This window comes from Bacillus sp. 204(2023) (assembly GCF_037027505.1).
GTDB lineage: Bacteria > Bacillota > Bacilli > Bacillales > Bacillaceae > Bacillus > Bacillus subtilis.
The window spans coordinates 41,974-61,686 of sequence record NZ_JAXCHE010000003.1 but is presented as its reverse complement, the minus strand read 5'-3'; the positions used below and the strand labels follow the sequence as shown (position 1 = coordinate 61,686).

General features: G+C 44.0%; 19 protein-coding genes. 6 read left to right on the top strand and 13 right to left on the bottom strand.

Going from position 1 to position 19,713, the window contains the following annotated elements:
- Window positions 1–187: 187 nt before the first annotated feature.
- From cesB to purT, 4 genes are all read right to left on the bottom strand, one after another.
- The gene (gene cesB / locus WA279_RS07640) at window positions 188–1,078 is read right to left on the bottom strand and encodes an enantioselective carboxylesterase CesB (RefSeq protein WP_336154898.1); all 891 of its coding nucleotides are present in this window, start codon (window positions 1,076–1,078) and stop codon (window positions 188–190) included.
- 170 nt (window positions 1,079–1,248) lie between these two features.
- Window positions 1,249–1,647, bottom strand: a complete 399-nt coding sequence (locus tag WA279_RS07635; RefSeq protein WP_336154897.1) for a YbfJ family protein — start codon at window positions 1,645–1,647, stop codon at window positions 1,249–1,251.
- Window positions 1,610–2,551 (bottom strand): extracellular metalloprotease Mpr, encoded by a 942-nt coding sequence (gene mpr / locus WA279_RS07630; protein ID WP_015252930.1) that lies wholly within the window; start codon window positions 2,549–2,551, stop codon window positions 1,610–1,612. The genes WA279_RS07635 and mpr overlap by 38 nt, the downstream gene beginning before the upstream one ends.
- Window positions 2,552–2,693: 142 nt before the next feature.
- Window positions 2,694–3,863 (bottom strand): phosphoribosylglycinamide formyltransferase 2, encoded by a 1,170-nt coding sequence (gene purT, locus WA279_RS07625; RefSeq protein WP_336155212.1) that lies wholly within the window; start codon window positions 3,861–3,863, stop codon window positions 2,694–2,696.
- A gap of 215 nt (window positions 3,864–4,078) precedes the next feature.
- On the opposite strand from purT, the gene WA279_RS07620 reads away from it, so the two are divergent.
- Both WA279_RS07620 and WA279_RS07615 read left to right on the top strand, forming a co-directional pair.
- A complete protein-coding gene (locus WA279_RS07620) occupies window positions 4,079–4,906 on the top strand; it encodes an AraC family ligand binding domain-containing protein (RefSeq protein ID WP_015382640.1) in 828 nt (275 codons plus the stop codon).
- Window positions 4,903–5,823, top strand: coding sequence for a DMT family transporter (locus WA279_RS07615; RefSeq protein WP_336154894.1), 921 nt, complete (start codon window positions 4,903–4,905; stop codon window positions 5,821–5,823). Before WA279_RS07620 ends, WA279_RS07615 begins: the two co-directional genes overlap by 4 nt.
- Before the next feature lie 787 nt (window positions 5,824–6,610).
- On the opposite strand, the gene WA279_RS07610 is transcribed toward WA279_RS07615, so the two are convergent.
- The 3 genes from WA279_RS07610 to WA279_RS07600 form a co-directional block, all read right to left on the bottom strand.
- The gene (locus WA279_RS07610; RefSeq protein WP_032724927.1) at window positions 6,611–7,861 is read right to left on the bottom strand and encodes an MFS transporter; all 1,251 of its coding nucleotides are present in this window, start codon (window positions 7,859–7,861) and stop codon (window positions 6,611–6,613) included.
- Window positions 7,858–8,775, bottom strand: a complete 918-nt coding sequence (locus WA279_RS07605; protein ID WP_336154892.1) for a bifunctional helix-turn-helix transcriptional regulator/GNAT family N-acetyltransferase — start codon at window positions 8,773–8,775, stop codon at window positions 7,858–7,860. The genes WA279_RS07610 and WA279_RS07605 overlap by 4 nt, the downstream gene beginning before the upstream one ends.
- A gap of 91 nt (window positions 8,776–8,866) precedes the next feature.
- Window positions 8,867–9,115: a YbeF family protein gene (locus WA279_RS07600; RefSeq protein ID WP_015715167.1), complete on the bottom strand. Its 249-nt coding sequence runs from the start codon at window positions 9,113–9,115 to the stop codon at window positions 8,867–8,869.
- A 296-nt stretch (window positions 9,116–9,411) separates the two neighbouring features.
- Between WA279_RS07600 and glpT the strand changes: the two genes are divergently transcribed.
- Both glpT and WA279_RS07590 read left to right on the top strand, forming a co-directional pair.
- Window positions 9,412–10,746 (top strand): glycerol-3-phosphate transporter, encoded by a 1,335-nt coding sequence (glpT, locus tag WA279_RS07595; protein WP_003246460.1) that lies wholly within the window; start codon window positions 9,412–9,414, stop codon window positions 10,744–10,746.
- A 98-nt stretch (window positions 10,747–10,844) separates the two neighbouring features.
- On the top strand, window positions 10,845–11,726 hold the full coding sequence (locus WA279_RS07590; RefSeq protein WP_336154888.1) for a glycerophosphodiester phosphodiesterase: 882 nt from the start codon (window positions 10,845–10,847) through the stop codon (window positions 11,724–11,726).
- A gap of 45 nt (window positions 11,727–11,771) precedes the next feature.
- Here WA279_RS07590 and WA279_RS07585 read toward each other — a convergent pair whose 3' ends face one another.
- Window positions 11,772–13,391: an APC family permease gene (locus tag WA279_RS07585; protein ID WP_003246447.1), complete on the bottom strand. Its 1,620-nt coding sequence runs from the start codon at window positions 13,389–13,391 to the stop codon at window positions 11,772–11,774.
- Window positions 13,392–13,659: 268 nt separating this feature from the next.
- On the opposite strand from WA279_RS07585, the gene WA279_RS07580 reads away from it, so the two are divergent.
- Entirely contained in the window at window positions 13,660–13,920 is a 261-nt protein-coding gene (locus WA279_RS07580) for a hypothetical protein (protein WP_003234883.1), read from the top strand.
- A 40-nt stretch (window positions 13,921–13,960) separates the two neighbouring features.
- Here WA279_RS07580 and cypC read toward each other — a convergent pair whose 3' ends face one another.
- The gene (gene cypC / locus WA279_RS07575) at window positions 13,961–15,214 is read right to left on the bottom strand and encodes a fatty-acid peroxygenase (RefSeq protein ID WP_021481914.1); all 1,254 of its coding nucleotides are present in this window, start codon (window positions 15,212–15,214) and stop codon (window positions 13,961–13,963) included.
- Window positions 15,215–15,386: 172 nt separating this feature from the next.
- Here cypC and blaOXA point away from each other — a divergent pair, with 172 nt between their 5' ends.
- Complete coding sequence (gene blaOXA / locus WA279_RS07570) at window positions 15,387–16,190, top strand: class D beta-lactamase (RefSeq protein WP_336154886.1); 804 nt, start codon at window positions 15,387–15,389, stop codon at window positions 16,188–16,190.
- A gap of 26 nt (window positions 16,191–16,216) precedes the next feature.
- Here blaOXA and WA279_RS07565 read toward each other — a convergent pair whose 3' ends face one another.
- The 4 genes from WA279_RS07565 to WA279_RS07550 form a co-directional block, all read right to left on the bottom strand.
- Window positions 16,217–16,408: a DUF5370 family protein gene (locus WA279_RS07565; RefSeq protein WP_003234886.1), complete on the bottom strand. Its 192-nt coding sequence runs from the start codon at window positions 16,406–16,408 to the stop codon at window positions 16,217–16,219.
- A 16-nt stretch (window positions 16,409–16,424) separates the two neighbouring features.
- Complete coding sequence (gene csgA / locus WA279_RS07560) at window positions 16,425–16,673, bottom strand: sigma-G-dependent sporulation-specific acid-soluble spore protein CsgA (protein WP_336154884.1); 249 nt, start codon at window positions 16,671–16,673, stop codon at window positions 16,425–16,427.
- Between the two features lie 111 nt (window positions 16,674–16,784).
- A complete protein-coding gene (locus WA279_RS07555; protein ID WP_029726943.1) occupies window positions 16,785–18,173 on the bottom strand; it encodes an amino acid permease in 1,389 nt (462 codons plus the stop codon).
- 317 nt (window positions 18,174–18,490) lie between these two features.
- Window positions 18,491–19,675: a DUF4885 domain-containing protein gene (locus WA279_RS07550; protein WP_336154881.1), complete on the bottom strand. Its 1,185-nt coding sequence runs from the start codon at window positions 19,673–19,675 to the stop codon at window positions 18,491–18,493.
- Window positions 19,676–19,713 lie beyond the last annotated feature (38 nt).

Here is a 19,713-nt window from a genome sequence, read left to right as displayed (position 1 = left end):
CAAACCTCCAATTGTAAAACCATCTATATTATTTGACGATAGTGATCGAATAGCGTTACAGGAAAAATTTTTCTCCAATAAGCATGATAACATAGAATGCTCCCAAAAAAAGCAGCATTCAAATTCTATTATTATACAACATTTGTTACCTTTTGAAAAATGAATGCCAATCTTTTCATGTTCCTTACTATTTTATCCCCCCGCATAAAAAGGACAAGACGCGTTGATTGACGTACTCTGGCTGCTCCAGAGGTAACAGATGTCCGGCGTTCTTTACGATTTCAGCCTGAATTCCCGGCACCAATACCGAAGCCCGCTCAAAGGCCATTTGCTGATGGTACATGACCTCGTGCTCACCGAACATCAGCAGTACCGGGACTTGTATCGATTTCAATTCCTGGTCTGTGAACACGTACGGAAAGCCGTTTTCTGTCGGCTTCAGGCTCCTTTGTTCATCCTTCCATTCCACGCCCGCCGCAATTTGTCTTTGCAGTAAAGGATGCAGATCATAACTGTCGCCTGTGATCCACTTGATATATGATTCAGCTCCTCTTGCCCCTGTAAGCTCTGCAGCGTATTTATAGACATCTGGATGAAATGAAATAAACGCTTCAGCGGGACTCATAACAACCGCCCGCTCTACTCTTTCAGGCGCGCGGAGTAAGAAATTCACGATATGGGACCCGCCAAGCGAAAGGCCGGCCAGGTGTGCCGTCTCAAGTCCAAGAGAATCAAAGACATCTTTCATCCATTCTGCAAAATCAGCTCTCGTTTCCATGGCTGCTGATGGTATACTTTTATTTTTGTCTCCTATTATATCGACCGCATATGTACGAAATTGACGGCTCCACGCTGCGATATTCGGATACCACATCGCAGAGCTGAAAAGGCCTCCGTGAAGTAAAATGAGCGAAGGTGCGTCCTTTGGCCCACTTGCAATGATATGTGTTTTTCCAAAACGAGTAGAAACATAGAATGCTTCCGACTCAATCGGCCACAAAGAAAGGCTTTGATCATATGCCTGGTAAAAGCGCAGACCACTTTCAACCGCGGCAAACTGCATTGAATCTTGTATCATCTTCTTCTTTTTCCTCCGGGTATGATTAATATAAAATAAAGGATAACGCCCTTTTTGTCTCGTAAGAAAAAATACCTATTTCTTATTATCTCACATAATAAATTTCCAGTATATAGTTTGGTTTCCTGCAATAAATAAAAAAGGCAGTTCCCTTAAAATCAAGGAAACTGCTATTCTTTGAAGACTAATGGAATGGCATGATCTTTTTTATCCTCTGTTAACGAGATGTGATGGGTTATTGATGTTTCACCCTTCGTCAACGCGACTGAGTAATCGCCTTTTCTGCCGGTATCCCATTTGATATCACCGTTTTTGTCTGTTTTACCGAGTATCTCGCCAATCTCTGTACTCGGCTCCTCATCTGAAGAGGGCGCTTTGACAATCGTCACTTGAACCCCTTCGACCGGCATCCCCTTAGCATCCTCCACATGAAGAGTGACAGGAATAGTCGTTTCTTTTTGAGAAGAATGCGTCTGCGAACTGCATCCGCATAAAAACAAAATAGACATGAATATGGCTAGTTTGCTATATTTATTGATTTGCCCAATATTGAATATTGTTGAATACATCGTTCGTCACCCTTGTTCCCAAGTTATATGACGATCCTCCGTTCGTGTGAATGGCAATAGCTGTCTGCCCTGTATCACTGTAGTTTCGATAAACAGGCGAGCCGCTTTGGCAGCCGTACGTATCGGTTGTATAGGTCAGCTTATACGTTTCAGCGGAGCGTATCGGCTTTGTATCAGACCACATCGTGCCAAAGGTTTTGTCACACGGGAATCCTGTCACTGACGAGGAAAGGCCCACGGGACTGCTGCTGTTTGTAGTCCGGTAGCCGTACCAGCCAACCGTGTTTCCAGGAGAACCGTTTAATTTAATAGCTCCGTAATCATAATTGGTGTCTTTGCTTTCCGTCCATCCTTTGACGGAGTAAAACATCGTGCCTGAATAAGTACCGTACGGATATGAAGAACCATTGCGGCCCGGCGCGGCGGTTATCGTCGAAGCCCATCCATGATCCTGGCTGTACACACAATGTCCAGCCGTGACGACTGTATTTGGATTGACTAAAAATCCGGTACATCCATAAGTGCTTGAAGTGTTGGGATACTTGATTGACAATTGAACGGTTGCTCTATATGGAAAAGATGTCGTGCTGGAGATTCTGGTGCGTTCATCAGTTCCGATAATGCTCGAAGGCTGTAAGGTTTGAATATTTTTCTCCAGTTCCGTTTGGCCGCCGTATAACGATTTACTTGTTTTTCCGGTTCCCTCATAAGGGGCAGAAACCTGTTCTGCTTTTGACGTTTGGTTTTTCGTAGCATCAGCTTCTTTACCGGTATTCGATACAGAAGTTTGCGGGTTCTCTGCCGCTTTTGCCGGTACGCCAAAAGAAACCGCTGCTGCCAAAGCCAAACACAAAACCGTTAAGTAAGCGAACCATTGTTTTCTGAATCTTGGAACTAATTTCATTTTGTCATCTCCCTCCTTTAGTGTCAACCACCGTATCGATGGAAGACTTTTACATTATAATCAGGTTTCTGATTCTTATGATAAAACTTTTACGGAGAAAGAAAAAAACAGGCCTTGTACCATGACAAGGCCTGCTCAAACTCTATTTTATCGTTAGCTGGTCCAACGCTTTCTTTGCATTCTCTCTTGCCGTTTCAACTGTATCAGCAGCAGAAAGCGCAACTGCCATCCGACGTCCGGCTTTCGTTATCGGCTTTCCAAAGACGCGCACTTGAGTCTTTGGGACTGCCAGTGCGTTTTCCAATCCTTCAACAGTGTAATCCGCTAATTCTTCCGGCGCTTTGAGGGGCCTGCTGGCGCCAGGAGAAAGCTGTGTGATTTCTGTAATCGGAAAGCCGAGAATCGCCCGGACATGCAGTGCAAATTCTGACAAATTTTGCGTCACCAGCGTGACAAGACCTGTATCATGCGGACGAGGAGATACCTCACTGAAATATACCCTATCTTTCGCAAGGAACAGCTCAACACCAAACAGGCCGTATCCGCCAAGCTCATCCGTGATCGTTTTCGCAATATGCTTCGCTTCTTCTATTTGCTGCTCTGTCATATCATGCGGCTGCCATGATTCGATATAATCCCCGTCCTTTTGCACATGACCGATCGGCTCGCAAAATGTCGTACCGTTAACCGCACGTACGGTTAAGAGTGTGATTTCTGATTCGAATGGGATAAACTCCTCAACGATTACGCGGCCGTTTTTCACCCGTCCGCCTTCCATCGCCGTCTCCCAGCAGCTCTCTAAATCCGCTTCAGAGCGGCAGATACTTTGGCCTTTTCCAGAAGAACTCATCAATGGTTTAACGACACAAGGAAAACCGATCTGTGCTGCCGCTTGTATAAATTCATCATATGTATTCGCAAATTCATAGCCAGCCGTCGCAAGTCCGAGCGTTTCCGCCGCAAGCCGTCTAATGCCTTCCCGATCCATCGTCAGCTTGGCCGCACGGGCATTCGGGATGACGTGAAATCCTTCCTCTTCAAGCTTCAGCAATTCATCCGTCGCGATCGCCTCTACCTCAGGCACAATCAAATCCGGCTTCTCTTTCTCAATGATGGTTCTGATCTGCTCTGGGTCCAGCATATCAACGACATAACTGTTATGCGCGACCTGCATCGCCGGAGCATGCTCGTAACTGTCAACTGCCACCGTCTGTACCCCAAGACGCTGGGCTTCAATCACTACCTCTTTACCTAATTCACCTGAACCTAACAATAAAACCTTCTTTGATTGATACATCTTTGCCCCTCCTATCTGTTCCAAACCATTATAACTGAAATATTTGAAAAATAAATTTTTATTAAAAAAGATAAAATTATTATTGAGGGTTAAAATCTTTTAAATTCTTAAACGAAAGCAGATCAATAACGGTCTGCTTTCTCTATTCCTAAACAGCAACATCATACAAGAAATCCCCCAAAATCATGCTACACTTAATCCAAGACCACCACACCGACAGGAGGCATCCCATGCAAAACGAAACCCGCACACTGCAGCTTGACCCACACCTTCATATAGAAGCCTACCGTTTCAAGGGAATTATGCAAAAGTTCCCGAACCACTTTCACGATTATTATGTGATTGGATTTATTGAAAAAGGGCAACGGTATCTGGCCTGTCAGGATCAAGAATATATCATCAATCCAGGTGATCTTCTCCTCTTTAACCCCCGTGACACGCATAGCTGTGAACAGATTGACGGCCGGACGCTTGATTATCGGTGTATCAATGTCATGCCGGATATCATGGAGAAGGCAGTGAAAGAGATTACTGGCGCCGGGCATCTCCCTTATTTCTCCCAGCATGTGTTATTCCGCCATGAGCTGACAGCCAGCCTGCAGGAATTGCATATTTTGATATCCGAGGAAAAACAAGCTTTGCGTAAGGAGGAGCTGTTTCTTCATCTATTAGAGGAGCTGATCCGCCATTATTCAGATGTCACGTTCCTTAGCAGCGTTCCAGAACCATCAGACGAAGTCAAAATGGTTTGTGAATTTTTAGAAGAGCATTATGCCGAAAATGTCACACTCAATGATTTGAGTGAATTAACAGGCTGGAGCAAATATCATTTATTGCGTTCATTTACAAAACAAAAAGGCATTACCCCTAATAGCTACATGGAAACAATCCGGATTAATCAAGCCAAAAAACTTCTTGAACAAGGGGTAAGGCCGATTGATGCGGCATTTCAGACAGGATTCAGCGATCAGAGCCATATGACGAAGTTTTTTAAACGGCAGGTGGGGCTGACACCGAAGCAATACATGAAGATTTTTGAAAAGGAGCTTCACAGATGAACATACAAAGAGAAACTTCGGGGCATATCGCAGCCATTGTGACCATTCTGATTTGGGGGACGACCTTTATTTCGACAAAAGTTCTGCTGTCTGACTTCTCTCCAATGGAAATATTATTTTATCGGTTTTTGATGGGCTTTATCGCTCTTATCCTCGTCCGTCCCAACATGATTCCGTTCAGAAATTGGCGGCAGGAGCTGTTGTTTGCCGGGGCTGGTTTATTTGGCGTAACCTTATACTTTCTATTAGAAAATATAGCTCTCACCTATACATACGCATCCAATGTCGGCATGATCGTGTCCATTATACCGATGATCACTGCGGTTTTGGCCCATTTTCTGCTCGAAGGCGAAAAACTGCGTCTGACTTTTTTGATTGGATTTGTCTCGGCACTGATCGGGCTTTTATTGATTACGTTTAACGGCAATGTGGTACTGCGTCTAAATCCGCTCGGAGACATCATGGCTGCCGGGGCTGCTCTCGTGTTTGGCGGATACTCGATATTCATGAAAAAATTAAGCGCTTACGAATACCACATCATCGAGCTGACACAGAGAGTATTTTTGTATGGCCTATTATTTATGGTTCCCGCTTTATTTTTGTTCGACTTCCATTTTGACCTAAGCCGATTTTCTTCTGCTTCAAATATACTCAACATGCTTTTCTTAGGGATTGGCGCTTCTGCCCTGTGCTTCGCCACTTGGAATTATTCAGTTGGCGTGCTCGGAGCCGTCAAATCCAGTGCGTATATATACATGGTCCCGGTTATCACAATCGCCGCTTCCGTCCTGATCCTGCATGAAAACATGACATGGATCGCTCTTCTAGGAGGCGCCCTTACGCTTTTAGGCCTCTACATCTCGGAGATGAAACCGAAAGTGAAGCTGATGGAGAACGGATGTAAAATGGATGCTTAACGGCATCCATACACGGGGTGTATGGGCAGACACAAACGGCGCTCACTGCGTTCCAAATCGACTTTATCAAAATCTATCTAACAGTCTTTGCTTACCGACTGAACTTTATGTAATTCAATAACTCAAACATTGAATACTTAATTTGTATCTTTTTGACGTTGCAATATATAACAACGCTACTTCTGGACTTAAAACTTCGATTACATTTAAAAAAGGCCCTGAAGCAGGAGCAGTTGCAGTACTCTTCCGTACATTATTAATAGTCTTGATCTCCATGGGTCCTTTTAGAGGACTCATGGAGTTATTCTTAAGGGAGGATTCTATATGAAAAGTAATATTCATAAATATCAGGAGATCACAAAAAAAAATAGAAACTGACTTGTACCCTATCAGTCAAAACGATAATGATTTACTTTTGTACCTAATGAAACAAGACTCTTTCACACTCAACCAAATGAAAGTGTGTTTAATTGAACCGCAACTCACATTCAAACACACTGTCAAAATCGTATTTACAGTAACATTAATAACGTTATATATTTATTTTTTCAGTTCTCATTATAATGATTTAATAGAAATGGGTGTACAAATGTTTTTTGTGTTAATTGGCCTAATATGGGTATTTGGTGTTTCCCCATTTTCAAGAAAAGTTCAAATTTCTGAACGCTTCAAACAAAAATCCGAAAACGCCCGCATAGTCGGTATGATCGACTACGTATTAGAACAAAAATACAAAAAAAGCATCTCTGAATAATCCCAAATCAGAGATGCTTTCCCTTTGTCCTCATCACTTGTCTACCACAGCCGCACTGTCACGCGTAACCGCCGCTGGCTCCCTCAGCATCACATTCATTACGCTCGCAAGCACGAGCATTCCAATCGACAAATAAAAAGCCAGTGTATACTCACCCGTTACCGTGTAGATGACGCCGGGCACATACGCACCTAGTGCCGATCCGATCTGATGGGCGAGTGACAGCCAGCCAATCATGAGGCCGATCGAGTAGTTTTGAAAGTACTGGGTGGCGAGCATTTGAGTCGGTGCTACCGTTGCAAAGTCCACTAATCCAAACAGAATCGCAAAGGCTAAAAGCAAGTAAGGCTCGTGGCTGTAAATAAGAATCACGATCGACAGCGCCCGCACCGCATATAAAAAGCACAGGATTTTCCGGCTGCTCCACCGATCCGCTACAATTCCGGACAGCAAGATGCCAGCAATATTAAAGCCTGCCAGCAGACTGACAGCAGCACTCGTGACTGTCGTTGAAAAGCCATGATCATGAGAAAACGGAATCAAATGGGTATCCATCAGCCCCACGGTCGTAAATCCACAGATCAAAAACGGAAAAATCAAGAACCAGAATTGCCTCATACGAAACATCCCGGCCACTGAAAGAGCTGTTGTTTTGGGTGCTGTTTCTTTTTCTGATGCAGCCAGTCCGCCTATCGGCTCTGTATTCTTTTCTGAAGGATTGTTCCGCAGCATCAGCAGCGCAGCCGGAAAGACAATCACGATTAACAGCAGTCCCAACACCACAACCGTCAGCTTCCAGCTAAACCAATGGATCAACATGAGTGAGCCGGGAACGAGAAGCATTTGCCCCGCGCCAAAGCCTGCTTCCATGATCCCAAAGGCTAGTCCCCGCTTTTTGCTGAACCAATTGACGACCAATACACTTGCCGCCACATTCGATGCTCCGCCCACTCCAAGCGAGACACCCAGCCCATAAAGCAGAAACAGCTGCCAAGGCGAAGTCACAAGGTATGTTAAGAAAATGCTGACTCCTGTCAGTAACGCACTCCATGCCAAAACAGCCCGGGCACCCCATTTGTCCACAAGCCGACCGATCACAGGCTGTGATATGCCATAAACAATAAAACTCACCGTCGAAATCAGCGAGATGGTGCTTCTATCCATTGAAAATTGCCGTTCCCACGGCTCCACAAACGCACCAAACGACAGCCGCACCCCCTGAACCGCCAATAAGATCAAAAAGGTGACGGAGACGATGATCCACGCATAATGCAGTCTTTTCATGACAGCTCCAAATCCCACCGTTCTTCTGTCAGCTGCTGTCCCCATAATGGCGCTTCTTGTTTTACTTCACTTATCCTGAATCCAAATTTTTCATAGAGCGGACGAGCCTCAGCCATGGTGCTCACCGTCCAAAGGAAAATGCGGTCAAACTTCATGTCTTGGCAGTATGAAACCAGATGCTCCAGCAATTGCGTGCCGAGCCCTCTGCCCCGAAAATCCGCATCAACCAGAAACCATCTGAGCTGGACTGTCTTTTCATCATGCTTGACCAACCCGACAGAGCCGGCAAATTTCCCGCCGCTTTCCGCAATCCATATTTTTTCGATGTCAGCATCAAATGTCTCCTGAAGATAAGCTAAAAACGTGTCATCCCAACCGTGAGCCTCCGTGTAAAATTGTCTTTGTTTCTCAATAAGGTGTTGAAGATCCTCCGAAAGAAAATAATCTCTAATCGATATCTCTGATGCTCTGGCAGAAAGCGACTGTGAAAGAATCGCTTCAATCTCTGCCATCGCCTCGGCAAGCTTGTGCTGCTCCTTTTGGTTGATTTCCTTCAGCATCAGTTCTACTTGTTCGTTGGCTTTCTCCTCCAGCTTTTTATAAATCGTTTTTCCTGTTTCTGTGACAAAAATATAATGGTGGCGGGCGTCATCTTTGCTCCTCTGTTTATAGATCAAATCTTCTTTTTCAAACTGCTTCACAATCCTGCTGACATATCCCCGATCAAGCCCCAGTTTATCCTGAAGAGCTTTTGCCGTACAATTAGGCGTATTATAAATCTCAAATAAAATCCGTGTTTCTGTTAAGGAAAACGGGCTGTCGTAAATGTGCTCATTAAGGAAACCAAGGACGTTTGTATAAAATCGATTGAACTTTCTGAATTTTAACCCGACAGATGATTCTCTTGTTTTCAAATCAATCCCCACTTTCTAATATTGTTGACTAAGGCAATTATAATCACATATAGTTGCTTTAGTCAACGATATGTTAGAAAGTGAGGTCTTTTTAATTTCCTGATTCCTTCCTTTTCCTTACCACAATCAATGTGATATAGGATAAAGCCAGAGAAACCAAGCTATAGACAACAGCCCATCCCAAAAATGATTCATTAAAAATGGTAAAGGTGAGCACAAGAGAAATCACCAAACTAAGCATTGGCATCAGATACGGGTTTTTACAAATACAGGTCCCGACAATCGATAGCAGCATAATTCCTAACGGTAAAATAAAGAATGCGATATCTAATTCATCCACCTTTAAACAGCCTCCCTCCAGATTTTTATGTTACTAGTAAAAAAACATAACTGTATTTAGTAAAAGGATAATATTTACTTCCCTAAGGCCCAATTTGAAAATTACCCGTTTACATTCGCTCCGGACTATGATAATTTAAGAAAGCGCTATCATGATAAGTTAATAGCTTGGATGGAGATGAGGAGAGCCAGGAATCCAACCCCTTTTGACAAGGGGTGTTTTCTGGCTCTTTTTGTTTTTCGGGAAAGGAGGCACGCCACACATCCAGCACAAACAGCAAAGGGGGATAATTGTTAATGCTTAATATATTTAAACCGGCTCCTCATATTGAGAGACTGGATGATTCAAAGATGGATGCGGCATACAAACGGCTCAGACTGCAAGTATTCATTGGTATTTTCATTGGCTACGCAGGCTACTACCTGCTGCGGAAAAACTTTGCCTTTGCCATTCCTTATCTGCAGGAACAGGGATTTTCGAAAACAGAACTGGGTTTGGTGCTGGCCGCTGTGTCCATTGCGTACGGCTTCAGCAAATTCATCATGGGAATGGTGTCTGACCGCTGTAATCCGAGATATTTTCTGGCGACAGGCCTATTTTTATCAGCAATCGTTAATATTCTATTCGTTTCAATGCCTTGGGTGACTTCGAGCGTCACCATCATGTTTATTTTTATGTTTATCAACGGATGGTTTCAAGGAATGGGCTGGCCGCCATGCGGCAGGACGATGGCTCATTGGTTCTCCATAAGTGAACGCGGCACCAAAATGTCGATCTGGAATGTCGCACATAACATAGGCGGCGGTATTCTTGCTCCGCTTGTCACTCTTGGGATCGCGATGTTCGTCACTTGGAAAAGCGTGTTTTTCTTCCCTGCCATCATCGCCATTATCATTTCATTTTTAATTGTTTTATTGGTTCGTGATACGCCTCAATCCTGCGGACTCCCGCCAATTGAAGAGTATCGGAATGACTATCCAAAACACGCTTTTAAAAATCAGGAAAAAGAATTAACAACAAAAGAAATTCTTTTTCAATATGTGCTGAACAACAAATTTCTTTGGTACATCGCTTTTGCCAATGTATTTGTTTATTTCGTGCGATACGGCGTGGTTGACTGGGCGCCTACTTACTTAACAGAAGCCAAAGGCTTTTCTCCTGAAGACTCGCGCTGGTCGTATTTTCTTTACGAATACGCAGGCATACCGGGAACGATCTTGTGCGGCTGGATCAGTGACCGATTCTTCAAAAGCCGCCGGGCACCGGCAGGCGTTTTGTTTATGGCGGGTGTTTTCATTGCCGTATTGGTGTACTGGCTGAATCCGGCCGGCAATCCGCTCGTAGACAATATCGCCTTGATCAGCATTGGCTTCTTAATCTACGGACCTGTTATGCTGATCGGCCTGCAAGCGATCGATCTAGCACCGAAAAAAGCAGCCGGAACTGCAGCCGGTTTAACCGGATTTTTCGGATACATCGGCGGATCCGCTTTCGCAAACGCCATTATGGGCTTTGTCGTTGACCGCTTTAACTGGAACGGCGGCTTTATCATGCTGATCTCTTCCTGCATTCTTGCCATCGTCTTCTTGGCTTTGACGTGGAATACAGGAAAACGGGCAGAGCATGTTTAAGAAAGACACATAAAAGATTAATCATTTTCCAACACGCCGTTTACATCCGTTTTTTAATATGAAAGACAGGTAGTCTTTATTAACAAGGAGGAGAAATCATGAAAAAAAATAGAATACTAGCCTTAGTTGTTCTGTCGCTGGGATTACTCTCATTTATGGTAACGCCAGTGTCGGCAGCGTCAAAAGGAAACCTGCTGTCACCTGACCGTATCCTGACCGTCGCGCACAGAGGGGCTTCTGGATATGTGCCTGAGCACACGATTCTGTCTTACGAAACCGCTCAGAAAATGAAAGCTGATTATATTGAATTGGATCTGCAAATGACAAAAGACGGGAAATTGATTGTCATGCACGATGAAAAATTGGACCGTACCACAAACGGAACGGGCTGGGTGAAAGACCATACGCTCGCAGACATTAAGAAGCTTGACGCCGGTTCTTGGTTTAATGAAGCCTATCCTGAAAAAGCAAAGCCGCAGTACGTCGGCCTTAAAGTTCCTACATTAGAAGAGGTATTAGACCGTTTCGGAAAGCACGCGAACTACTACATTGAAACAAAATCGCCTGACACCTACCCAGGTATGGAAGAAAAACTGATTGCTTCTTTGCAGAAACATAAATTACTAGGCAAACATTCTAAGCGCGGCCAAGTGATCATTCAATCGTTCAGCAAAGAAAGCCTGGTAAAAGTCCATCAATTACAGCCAAACCTGCCGACCGTTCAATTGCTGGAAGCCAAACAAATGGCGTCAATGACAGATGCTGCCCTGGAAGAAATCAAAACATACGCTGTCGGTGCGGGCCCGGATTATAAAGCTTTAAATCAAGAAAACGTCCGTATGGTACGCAGCCACGGCCTCCTGCTTCACCCTTATACAGTCAATAATGAAGCTGATATGCATCGCCTGCTTGATTGGGGCGTAACAGGAGTGTTCACCAACTATCCTGATCTTTTCCACAAAGTAAAGAAGGGTTATTAAAAGCAAAAAACCTTGCGACAACTATCGCAAGGTTTTCTTCATATTTTATTCTTTTCCGGCAGCAGCTTCTGACTGTCCATTAAGCAGCTGAGAATTTATCTCTTTCGCATCCTTTAAGTATTCTGTCTGGTAGCCGCTCTTCAGCGCCCACACATAGAATACAAGTGATACCATCGCAATCAGAACCATATCCCAGCCATAATGAATGACATTCAGGCCGCCGAATTTATCACTGCCCAAATAAGAAATGACCATCATGGCCAGCAGATAAAACACCATCCAGACGCCGGCTTTGAAGTTTCGGCCAAACCCTTTCCATTTCGCCTTCGCCTGATAATAGAAATAAATCGGAAGACCGATCAGGATAATAAACAGAACCTGTCCTGTTAACGGCCAGCGCGCCCAATACAGCACCAGTGACGCAAAGATAAATCCAAGCGGGGCAATCACGTTCAAGCCTTTTAAACGAAGAGGCCTGTACAGGTCTTTCCCCGTCCGTCTCAATGTCATGACTGTGATCGGGCCGGTGATATAAGAAATTAACGTAGCAACGGAAATAATTTCCGCTAATACGCCCCACCCTCTGAACAGGAACAAAAAGATGAACGACACAATCAAGTTAAAGAACATTGCTTGTCGCGGAACGCCGTAAATCGGATGAAGCTTCCCGAATATACTCGGCATGTATTTGTTTTTTTCCATTCCGTAAATCATTCGGGACGTTGTCGCCGTATACGTAATCCCCGTTCCAGACGGTGATACAAATGCATCTGCATATAACACAATAACAAGCCAGTTAATATTCAGCGCAATCGCCAGATCAGCAAAAGGAGAATTAAAATTCAGATGGCTCCAGCCGTGAGCAATATCAGAAGGATTCACAGCTCCAATGAAGGCGATCTGCAGCAGGACATAAATCACTGTCGCAACGAAAAGAGAGCCAACAACCGCAATCGGGATTGATTTCCCCGGATTTTTTGCTTCACCCGCCATATTAATCGGGCTTTGGAAACCATTAAACGCAAAAACGATACCGGAAGTGGCAACCGCCGTCAGCACACTTGCCCAGCCATTCGGCGCAATGCTTTGACCGCCAGTAAAGTTTTCTCCGTGGAATCCGACAAACAGCAAAGCACCAATCGTAAGACCCGGAATAATAATTTTAAAAATCGTAATTAATGAATTCGCTTTCGAAAATAGATTGACTGTCCAATAGTTCAGCAGAAAATAAATGAGAAGCAATACAGAGGCAAATGCTAGTCCTTCCCCAGTCAGCGTTCCATTCTTCACCAAACCGCTTGTCCATTTCGCCCATTCCCAAGGCCAAGAACTCATATATTGAACGGAGGCCACCGCTTCAACCGGAATGACGGACACAATCGCAATCCAGTTGGCCCAGCCCGCAATAAAACCGATAAACGAACCGTGTGAATATTGCGTATATTTGACCATTCCCCCCGCTTCAGGGAACATAGAACCTAGTTCACTATAAGAAAGAGCAATAAATAAAATGACGACCATTCCAATAACCCATGAAATAATAGCAGCTGGTCCTGCTATTTGAGCCGCACGCCAAGCCCCGAACAGCCAGCCTGAACCGATCATCGACCCGAGCCCGACCATCATGAGGGAAAACGTTCCCATTCTTCGATGCAATTGATTCATATCGTAAACACCTTTCATGTATGATGACATTCTCTTGCTAATTATATTATTATTCTGATTACTTTACTTTGTCAATATTTATCGAATTTTGACTGAAATCTATAATAAGTCAATGTATATTACCTTCCAATACAGGAATGAAGTCACTAGTTTCTTCTTAAATGGAATTTACTGTTAATCACAATGATAAAAACACAACAGGTTTAGCAATTTCCAAAACGGGAATGAAACAGGAAACACTATTCTTAAAATAGAAAGGAGTATCACCATGAAACAAAAGCTGTTACTTTCAGGTCTCGCTGTTTCAACTGTCGGCATCACTTCTTATCTATTAAAAGACCCGTCAAATCGCCAAAAGGCAAGGGAATTCATTCACAGCATGAAGATGAAAATAACAAAACAGCCCGATATGGAAACGTTCCCAGTTGATAAAGCCGGCCACCCGGACCCGCAAGATATCGAGGATAACAAAATGGTATCAGAAGGCTCCATGTATCCCGTCCAATACTACGATGAAAAAAAGAAGTAATCAAAAAGCTCTCTTCGATAAAGGAAGAGAGCTTTTTGATTTAACTTTTTCGTCTGATTCCGCTCATTACGAAGCCGCTTTCAGGCAATGACGGCATTCTGGCGAGACTGTAATGCAGTGATTGTTCCGGAACATCGTATTCAATCTGATGGACGAGGAAATCCAGGCTCGCTTTCATGACTTCAATTGTAATGCCTTCCCCTGGACAGCGGTGGCCTTTCTCGGCGTGTCCCCCGCCTTGAGGAATCATATCAAACGGATTTTCTTCCCGCTCCGCAAATCGTTCCGGCCGGAATTCATCGGGATGATCCCATAGACGAGGGTCGTGGTTCGTTCCATATACATCAAGCAGCACCGATGTGCCCTTCTTAAACTCACAGTTATTCCATACAAAATCTTTTTTGACAAGCGCCCCTAAAAACGGGCCGAACGGATAATATCTGCGGACCTCCTGCACAAACATTTCTCTTTCCCGGCTGTTTCCAGACCGCAGCCATTCCTTGTACTTCGGATGCTCATGAAGCGCCAAAGCTGAAAACACAAGAAAGTAAGAAATGGCGACAATAGGCCGGAGTACATTAATCAGCTCAATGGCTGCCATGCGGGAATCCAGCTGGCTTCCATCTTCTTGTGTGTGAAAAGCCATTTCATGCAGCGCTGTTCCGGGAGTCGTTTTCAGCAAGCCGGCTCGAGCATCTTCAATCATGACTTCAATCCACTCTTCCGCACGCGGCCTTGCTCTTCTTCCCTTCCAATGCCGCGGTCCCACAGCACCGAACGCGTCGACCATGTCAATGAAGTCATCCGCTCTCTCTTTGACTTCCGTTTCCTTCAACGGAACACCTGCCCAATAGCACGCTACCCGGCACAGGATTTCTTTTGCTTCTTCAAATAACACAACCTCATCTGCCTTCTCCCATCTTGTGACTGCTGCTTTCCACTCCTCTGTCATCAACTCAGCCAAACGTTTTTGATGCGGCGGTGTCATTAATGATAGAAAAAGCATCTTCCGATGGATATGCGCGCTGCCATCCATTCCCTGAATCGCATTAACACCAAACAGCGATTTCTGCACCCGCTTAGGCAAAGCGTTCTGCCGCTGGAATCGATCCGTATCATAAAACACCTTCGCCGCCTCAGCGCCAGTCATGCAAATAAAGTTTTTTCCCAACAAACGGGCCTGAAACAGATCTGAATTGTAGCGCTCTGTTCTGTTTTTAATAAATAAATACCCTTCCTTCAGCAGTGTCAGACTGTTATCGAGACTTTTGTCATGTGGAATCTGCTCATTCATCCGCTTACCCTGCCTTCCTTTTTACCCTCTATTTTCACGTTATCTTCCGACTATAAACCCAGTAACAGTATTTGTTTGCAAATCCAAATTTAAGCGCTTTTTGATTATTTTTTAAAGGAAGAACAAACGAAAGAGAGAAAAGGTAGTTAATCAAAACGAAGGGGTGAACAAAATGAAAAAATGGATATATGTTGTGCTTGTGCTGAGTATTGCAGGGATCGGCGGCTTCTCCGTCCACGCAGCGTCATCTGCTCATGAAAAACACTTGAATGTCAGCAGAATGAATGTCGACGACGAATTCAAGGATACGGATGGAACCTTCATTCTTCACGATTTGCAAAAGGATCAGACATTTGTCTATAACAGAAAACGGGCAAATCAAAGACAAACTCCGCAATCCACCTTTAAAGTCGTGAACGCTTTAATCGGTTTGCAGGTCAAAGCTGTAAGAGATGAATACGATGTTAAACGATGGGACGGGGTCAAGCGTGAATTCGAATCATGGAACCGCGACCATACGCTTGGCTCGGCCATGCGCGAATCCGCAATCTGGTATTATCAGGCATTAGCGAGAGATATCGGCGAGGAAAGGATGAAATCATGGCTTCATACACTATCTTACGGCAACGAGGATATCAGCGGGGGAATCGACCAGTTTTGGCTGCAAAGCTCGCTCACAATATCTCCGCTGGAACAAGAAACCTTTTTGGAGAAACTATTTAAAGAGGAGCTTCCATTTGACAAACCGGTAATGAAAACCGTCAAGCGCATGATGATTCAAGAGGAAGGCGATCATTACACGCTCTACGGGAAAACCGGAACCCGCCTGACTGATATGGGATTAGGATGGTTTGTCGGATTCATCAAAACAGAGCATGGCTCTTATGTCTTTGTCACCAATGTCGATGATTCCGGCACAAAAGCCAAAAACATCACCGTGGATATCCTGAAAAAGTATGGCCTGATCACATCCTAAATAAAAGAGCCCTGCACGGCAGGGCTCTAAATCTCATGCTCAAAACAATAATGATTCACAAGCTCTTCAATCAAATCATGATCGGGATATTCCCCGTTAAATTCAAATTCGATTTCTTCCACAAATTCTCCTTGATGGTACACATGGATGGCTCCGTTTTGACGGACAACGCTAAACTCCGGCTGAAATGTATATCCGCTTCGTTCAATTGCTCCCATTTCTTACCCGCCTTTCTCAAAGCAGTAATTCATACACCTCGTTTAATTCCTTGGCCCGTTTTTGATCCTGTTCATTCTGGGCATACTTAATTTCTTTTTCTAATACATGGTTCAAAAAAGACATTTCATTACCATCTAAGTCTTTTACAAATTCCTCTTCATTTGCATAATGCTTCACCAGCATCTTCTTGCAAATACGCTGGCAGACTTCATTTTCTAGATGATTCGAAAGTGATTCGCGCAAATAACCGAGTGTAACATCCATTTCATGAACACCTTTCCTTCTGCTATCTTTACCCTATAGCTTGCTAAAATAGGGAAAATCCATACGCGAAAAATAAAAAAAGAGACATCCGTGAATGTCTCTTTTTTATCGTTATTCAGCTGCTTGTTCGCTTTTTGTCAAATTGGCCTGCGTGCGTTTGCCAATCCCAAACACATAATAACTAATGACCACAAGCGCTAAGAAAATCACGCCTACAATCAGGGAGATACGAGTATCATCGTTAAACCACATGCCAACCAGAACCATCAGCAAGAAAGCAATCGTCAAATAGTTTGTAAAAGGAGCAAACGGCATTTTGAATGGATGTTTATCTAATGCAGCACCCTTCACTTTTCTGAATCCGATATGGCTGATCAAAATGATAAACCAAGGAATCATCCCTGGGAGCACGCTTGCGCTGTATACATAGACAAAGATCTTCGGCGGCGCGATATAGTTCAGTACAACGCCGACAGCCAAACCGATCAGCACCGCAATTGTGCCATACAGCGGCACACCATTGCGTGAAATCTTCTTAAAGAATTTCGGTGCTTGTCCATTGACACCCAGTGTATACAGCATGCGGCCCGCGCTGAAAATACCGCTGTTACAGCCGGACATTGCAGCAGTAATCACGACAAAGTTAATAATGCCGGCCGCTGCCGTAATTCCAATTTTCGAGAACGTAGACACAAACGGACTTCCGAGTGAGTTGAGCTCATCCCAAGGATACACCGTCACGATCACAAAAATAGCACCAATGTAGAAAATCAAAATACGCCAGATAATACTTTGAATCGCATTTCTTAGCGTGTTTTGCGGGTCCTTCGCTTCACCCGCTGTAATCCCGATCAGCTCAACTCCTTGATAGGCTGCAATGACAAGAGACAGTGCAAAGAAGAAACCTGAGAAACCTCCTGCAAAGAAGCCCCCGTGAGACCACAGGTTCGACAAACCGATCGCATCTCCGCCGTTGCCAAAACCGAAGAAAATAATTCCGATTCCCGCAATAATCATCAAGATAATCGTCACGATTTTAATCATCGCAAACCAAAACTCAAATTCCCCAAACGACTTAACAGAAATTAAATTCGCCGCACCAAGAATCACCATTGCCACGATACCAGGTATCCAAGCAGGCAAATCCGGGAACCAATACTTCATATAAGAACCGACAGCGATAATTTCTGACATGCCGACGATAATCCACTGGAACCAGTTGCTCCATGCTGTTATATAACCTGCCATCGGATGAATATATTGATGGCCGAACGTCGCAAAAGAGCCTGTGCTCGGCTCGACATACAGCATTTCACCCATCGCACGCATAATAAAAAAGATAAAAATTCCGCATATTGCATAAGCCAGAAGGACAGATGGGCCAGTCCATGAAATCGTGCTGGCAGAACCCATAAACAAGCCAACACCGATTGTACCGCCCAAGGCGATCATCTGAATATGGCGCGCGCCCAGGCCCCTCTTTAATTCTTTATTTGCCACTCCTCTTCCTCCTCCTAACAAAATACTCATAAATGAGAAAACAGCAGACCTGCTTGCCTTCACATGAATCAGTGATAACAATCAGAAAATTCAAACTTAAAATTGTTATATAATCTCCTAAATTACTTATTTCATCATAATAAATTTCTCTGGAAAATACAATTGTTTTTTTCAGGTAAACACCTTTGTTCAGAGTTTTGAATCGTTCACTTCTTTTAAAATCTTTTATATAAAAATAATAAAATTGTTTGAATATTGAAATTAATACCTCCCTTAGATTCTCATAAAAAATAAGCTGTTCTACATGAACAGCTTACCTAATAATTCACACCCGTTTGACGCTTTAATGCTTCAAGCCACCCGGTATCTCCGGTCCCATAGCTCTTGCTTTGTCCCACATCTCTCAGAGATCCATTGCTGTAATCAATTGATAGGATGAAATCCGGAATGGCATTATACCCGGCTTCCGCGATTTTACTGAGCTCTGAACGATAGTAAGATATAGCATAAGAAGCCGTTTGTTTCTGCACTGGATCTTTTTCAAGCTCTTCCTTATATACATCCATTAAGTCACGTCCCTCAGGCGTGACGTACCGCCCATCAATCACTTCTAAATCCTTCAAATGGTAGCCTGTAACTTCATACATCTCACGAGCAGCCTGATACTTTTGATAGGCCTCTTCGGAAAATTGTGCTGAATCACTGCTTTGGCTTTTCATGATGTGCAAAAATAGTTCTTTGCTGTTGTCTCCAGATTGCAGCACTTGCTCAATTTGCTTGATCAGATCCTGATCGTCTGTCCCGCTTACCCGCACCTGATAGTCAATCGGTGTGATTGTAAACGTCAGCTCTGTCCCCTCTGGAATATGAATATGGTTTCGATTCAACAGCACTTGCAGCTGCTGGTTAACCTGTCCCCGCTGATACACCTTTTCATTCTCAGCTTCCACTTCCCCATGAAATGTGACATTCCGAAACGCAGCATCCTGAAGGTTATAGTTTTGCGCCTTCCCTTTGAATAACCATTCTGTTTCATTATCGTAAGCGGCCTGTCTTTCTGCAGCTGACAGATCACTTCTGAAATAAGGAGACTTTGAATTTTGGTACTTATCCTTAATATAGCCTAATGGATCAGACTTTGTTTTATTAATCGCATTCATCCTGCTGTATTTTTCATCTAGTATTTTGATTCTGATATCACTCTCAGATTCATAGGGGTTTTGGGATTGAATCACTGTTTCTTCCCCTGTGTCTGTCACTGTTCGATCATTCGCTGATTGATACACTTTGCTGAACGTCCCGCTGTTTCCCGACACGCTGGTTTTAGAATAATTGAACTGATTGATTCCCCTAGTTGAAGATTGTGTCTTAAGCCTGCTGTATGCCTTTTCCAGAACTGCCGCTGGATTTTCAGTCGCATTCTCCCGTTTGGCAGGCGCATTCTTGCTCAATATGTTCTGTGCCATCAGCTGAGTGCGGATAAATTGCCGATTCAGACGCATTAAATTCCCTCCCGAGTATTCTCTCTTATTCTTTTTTA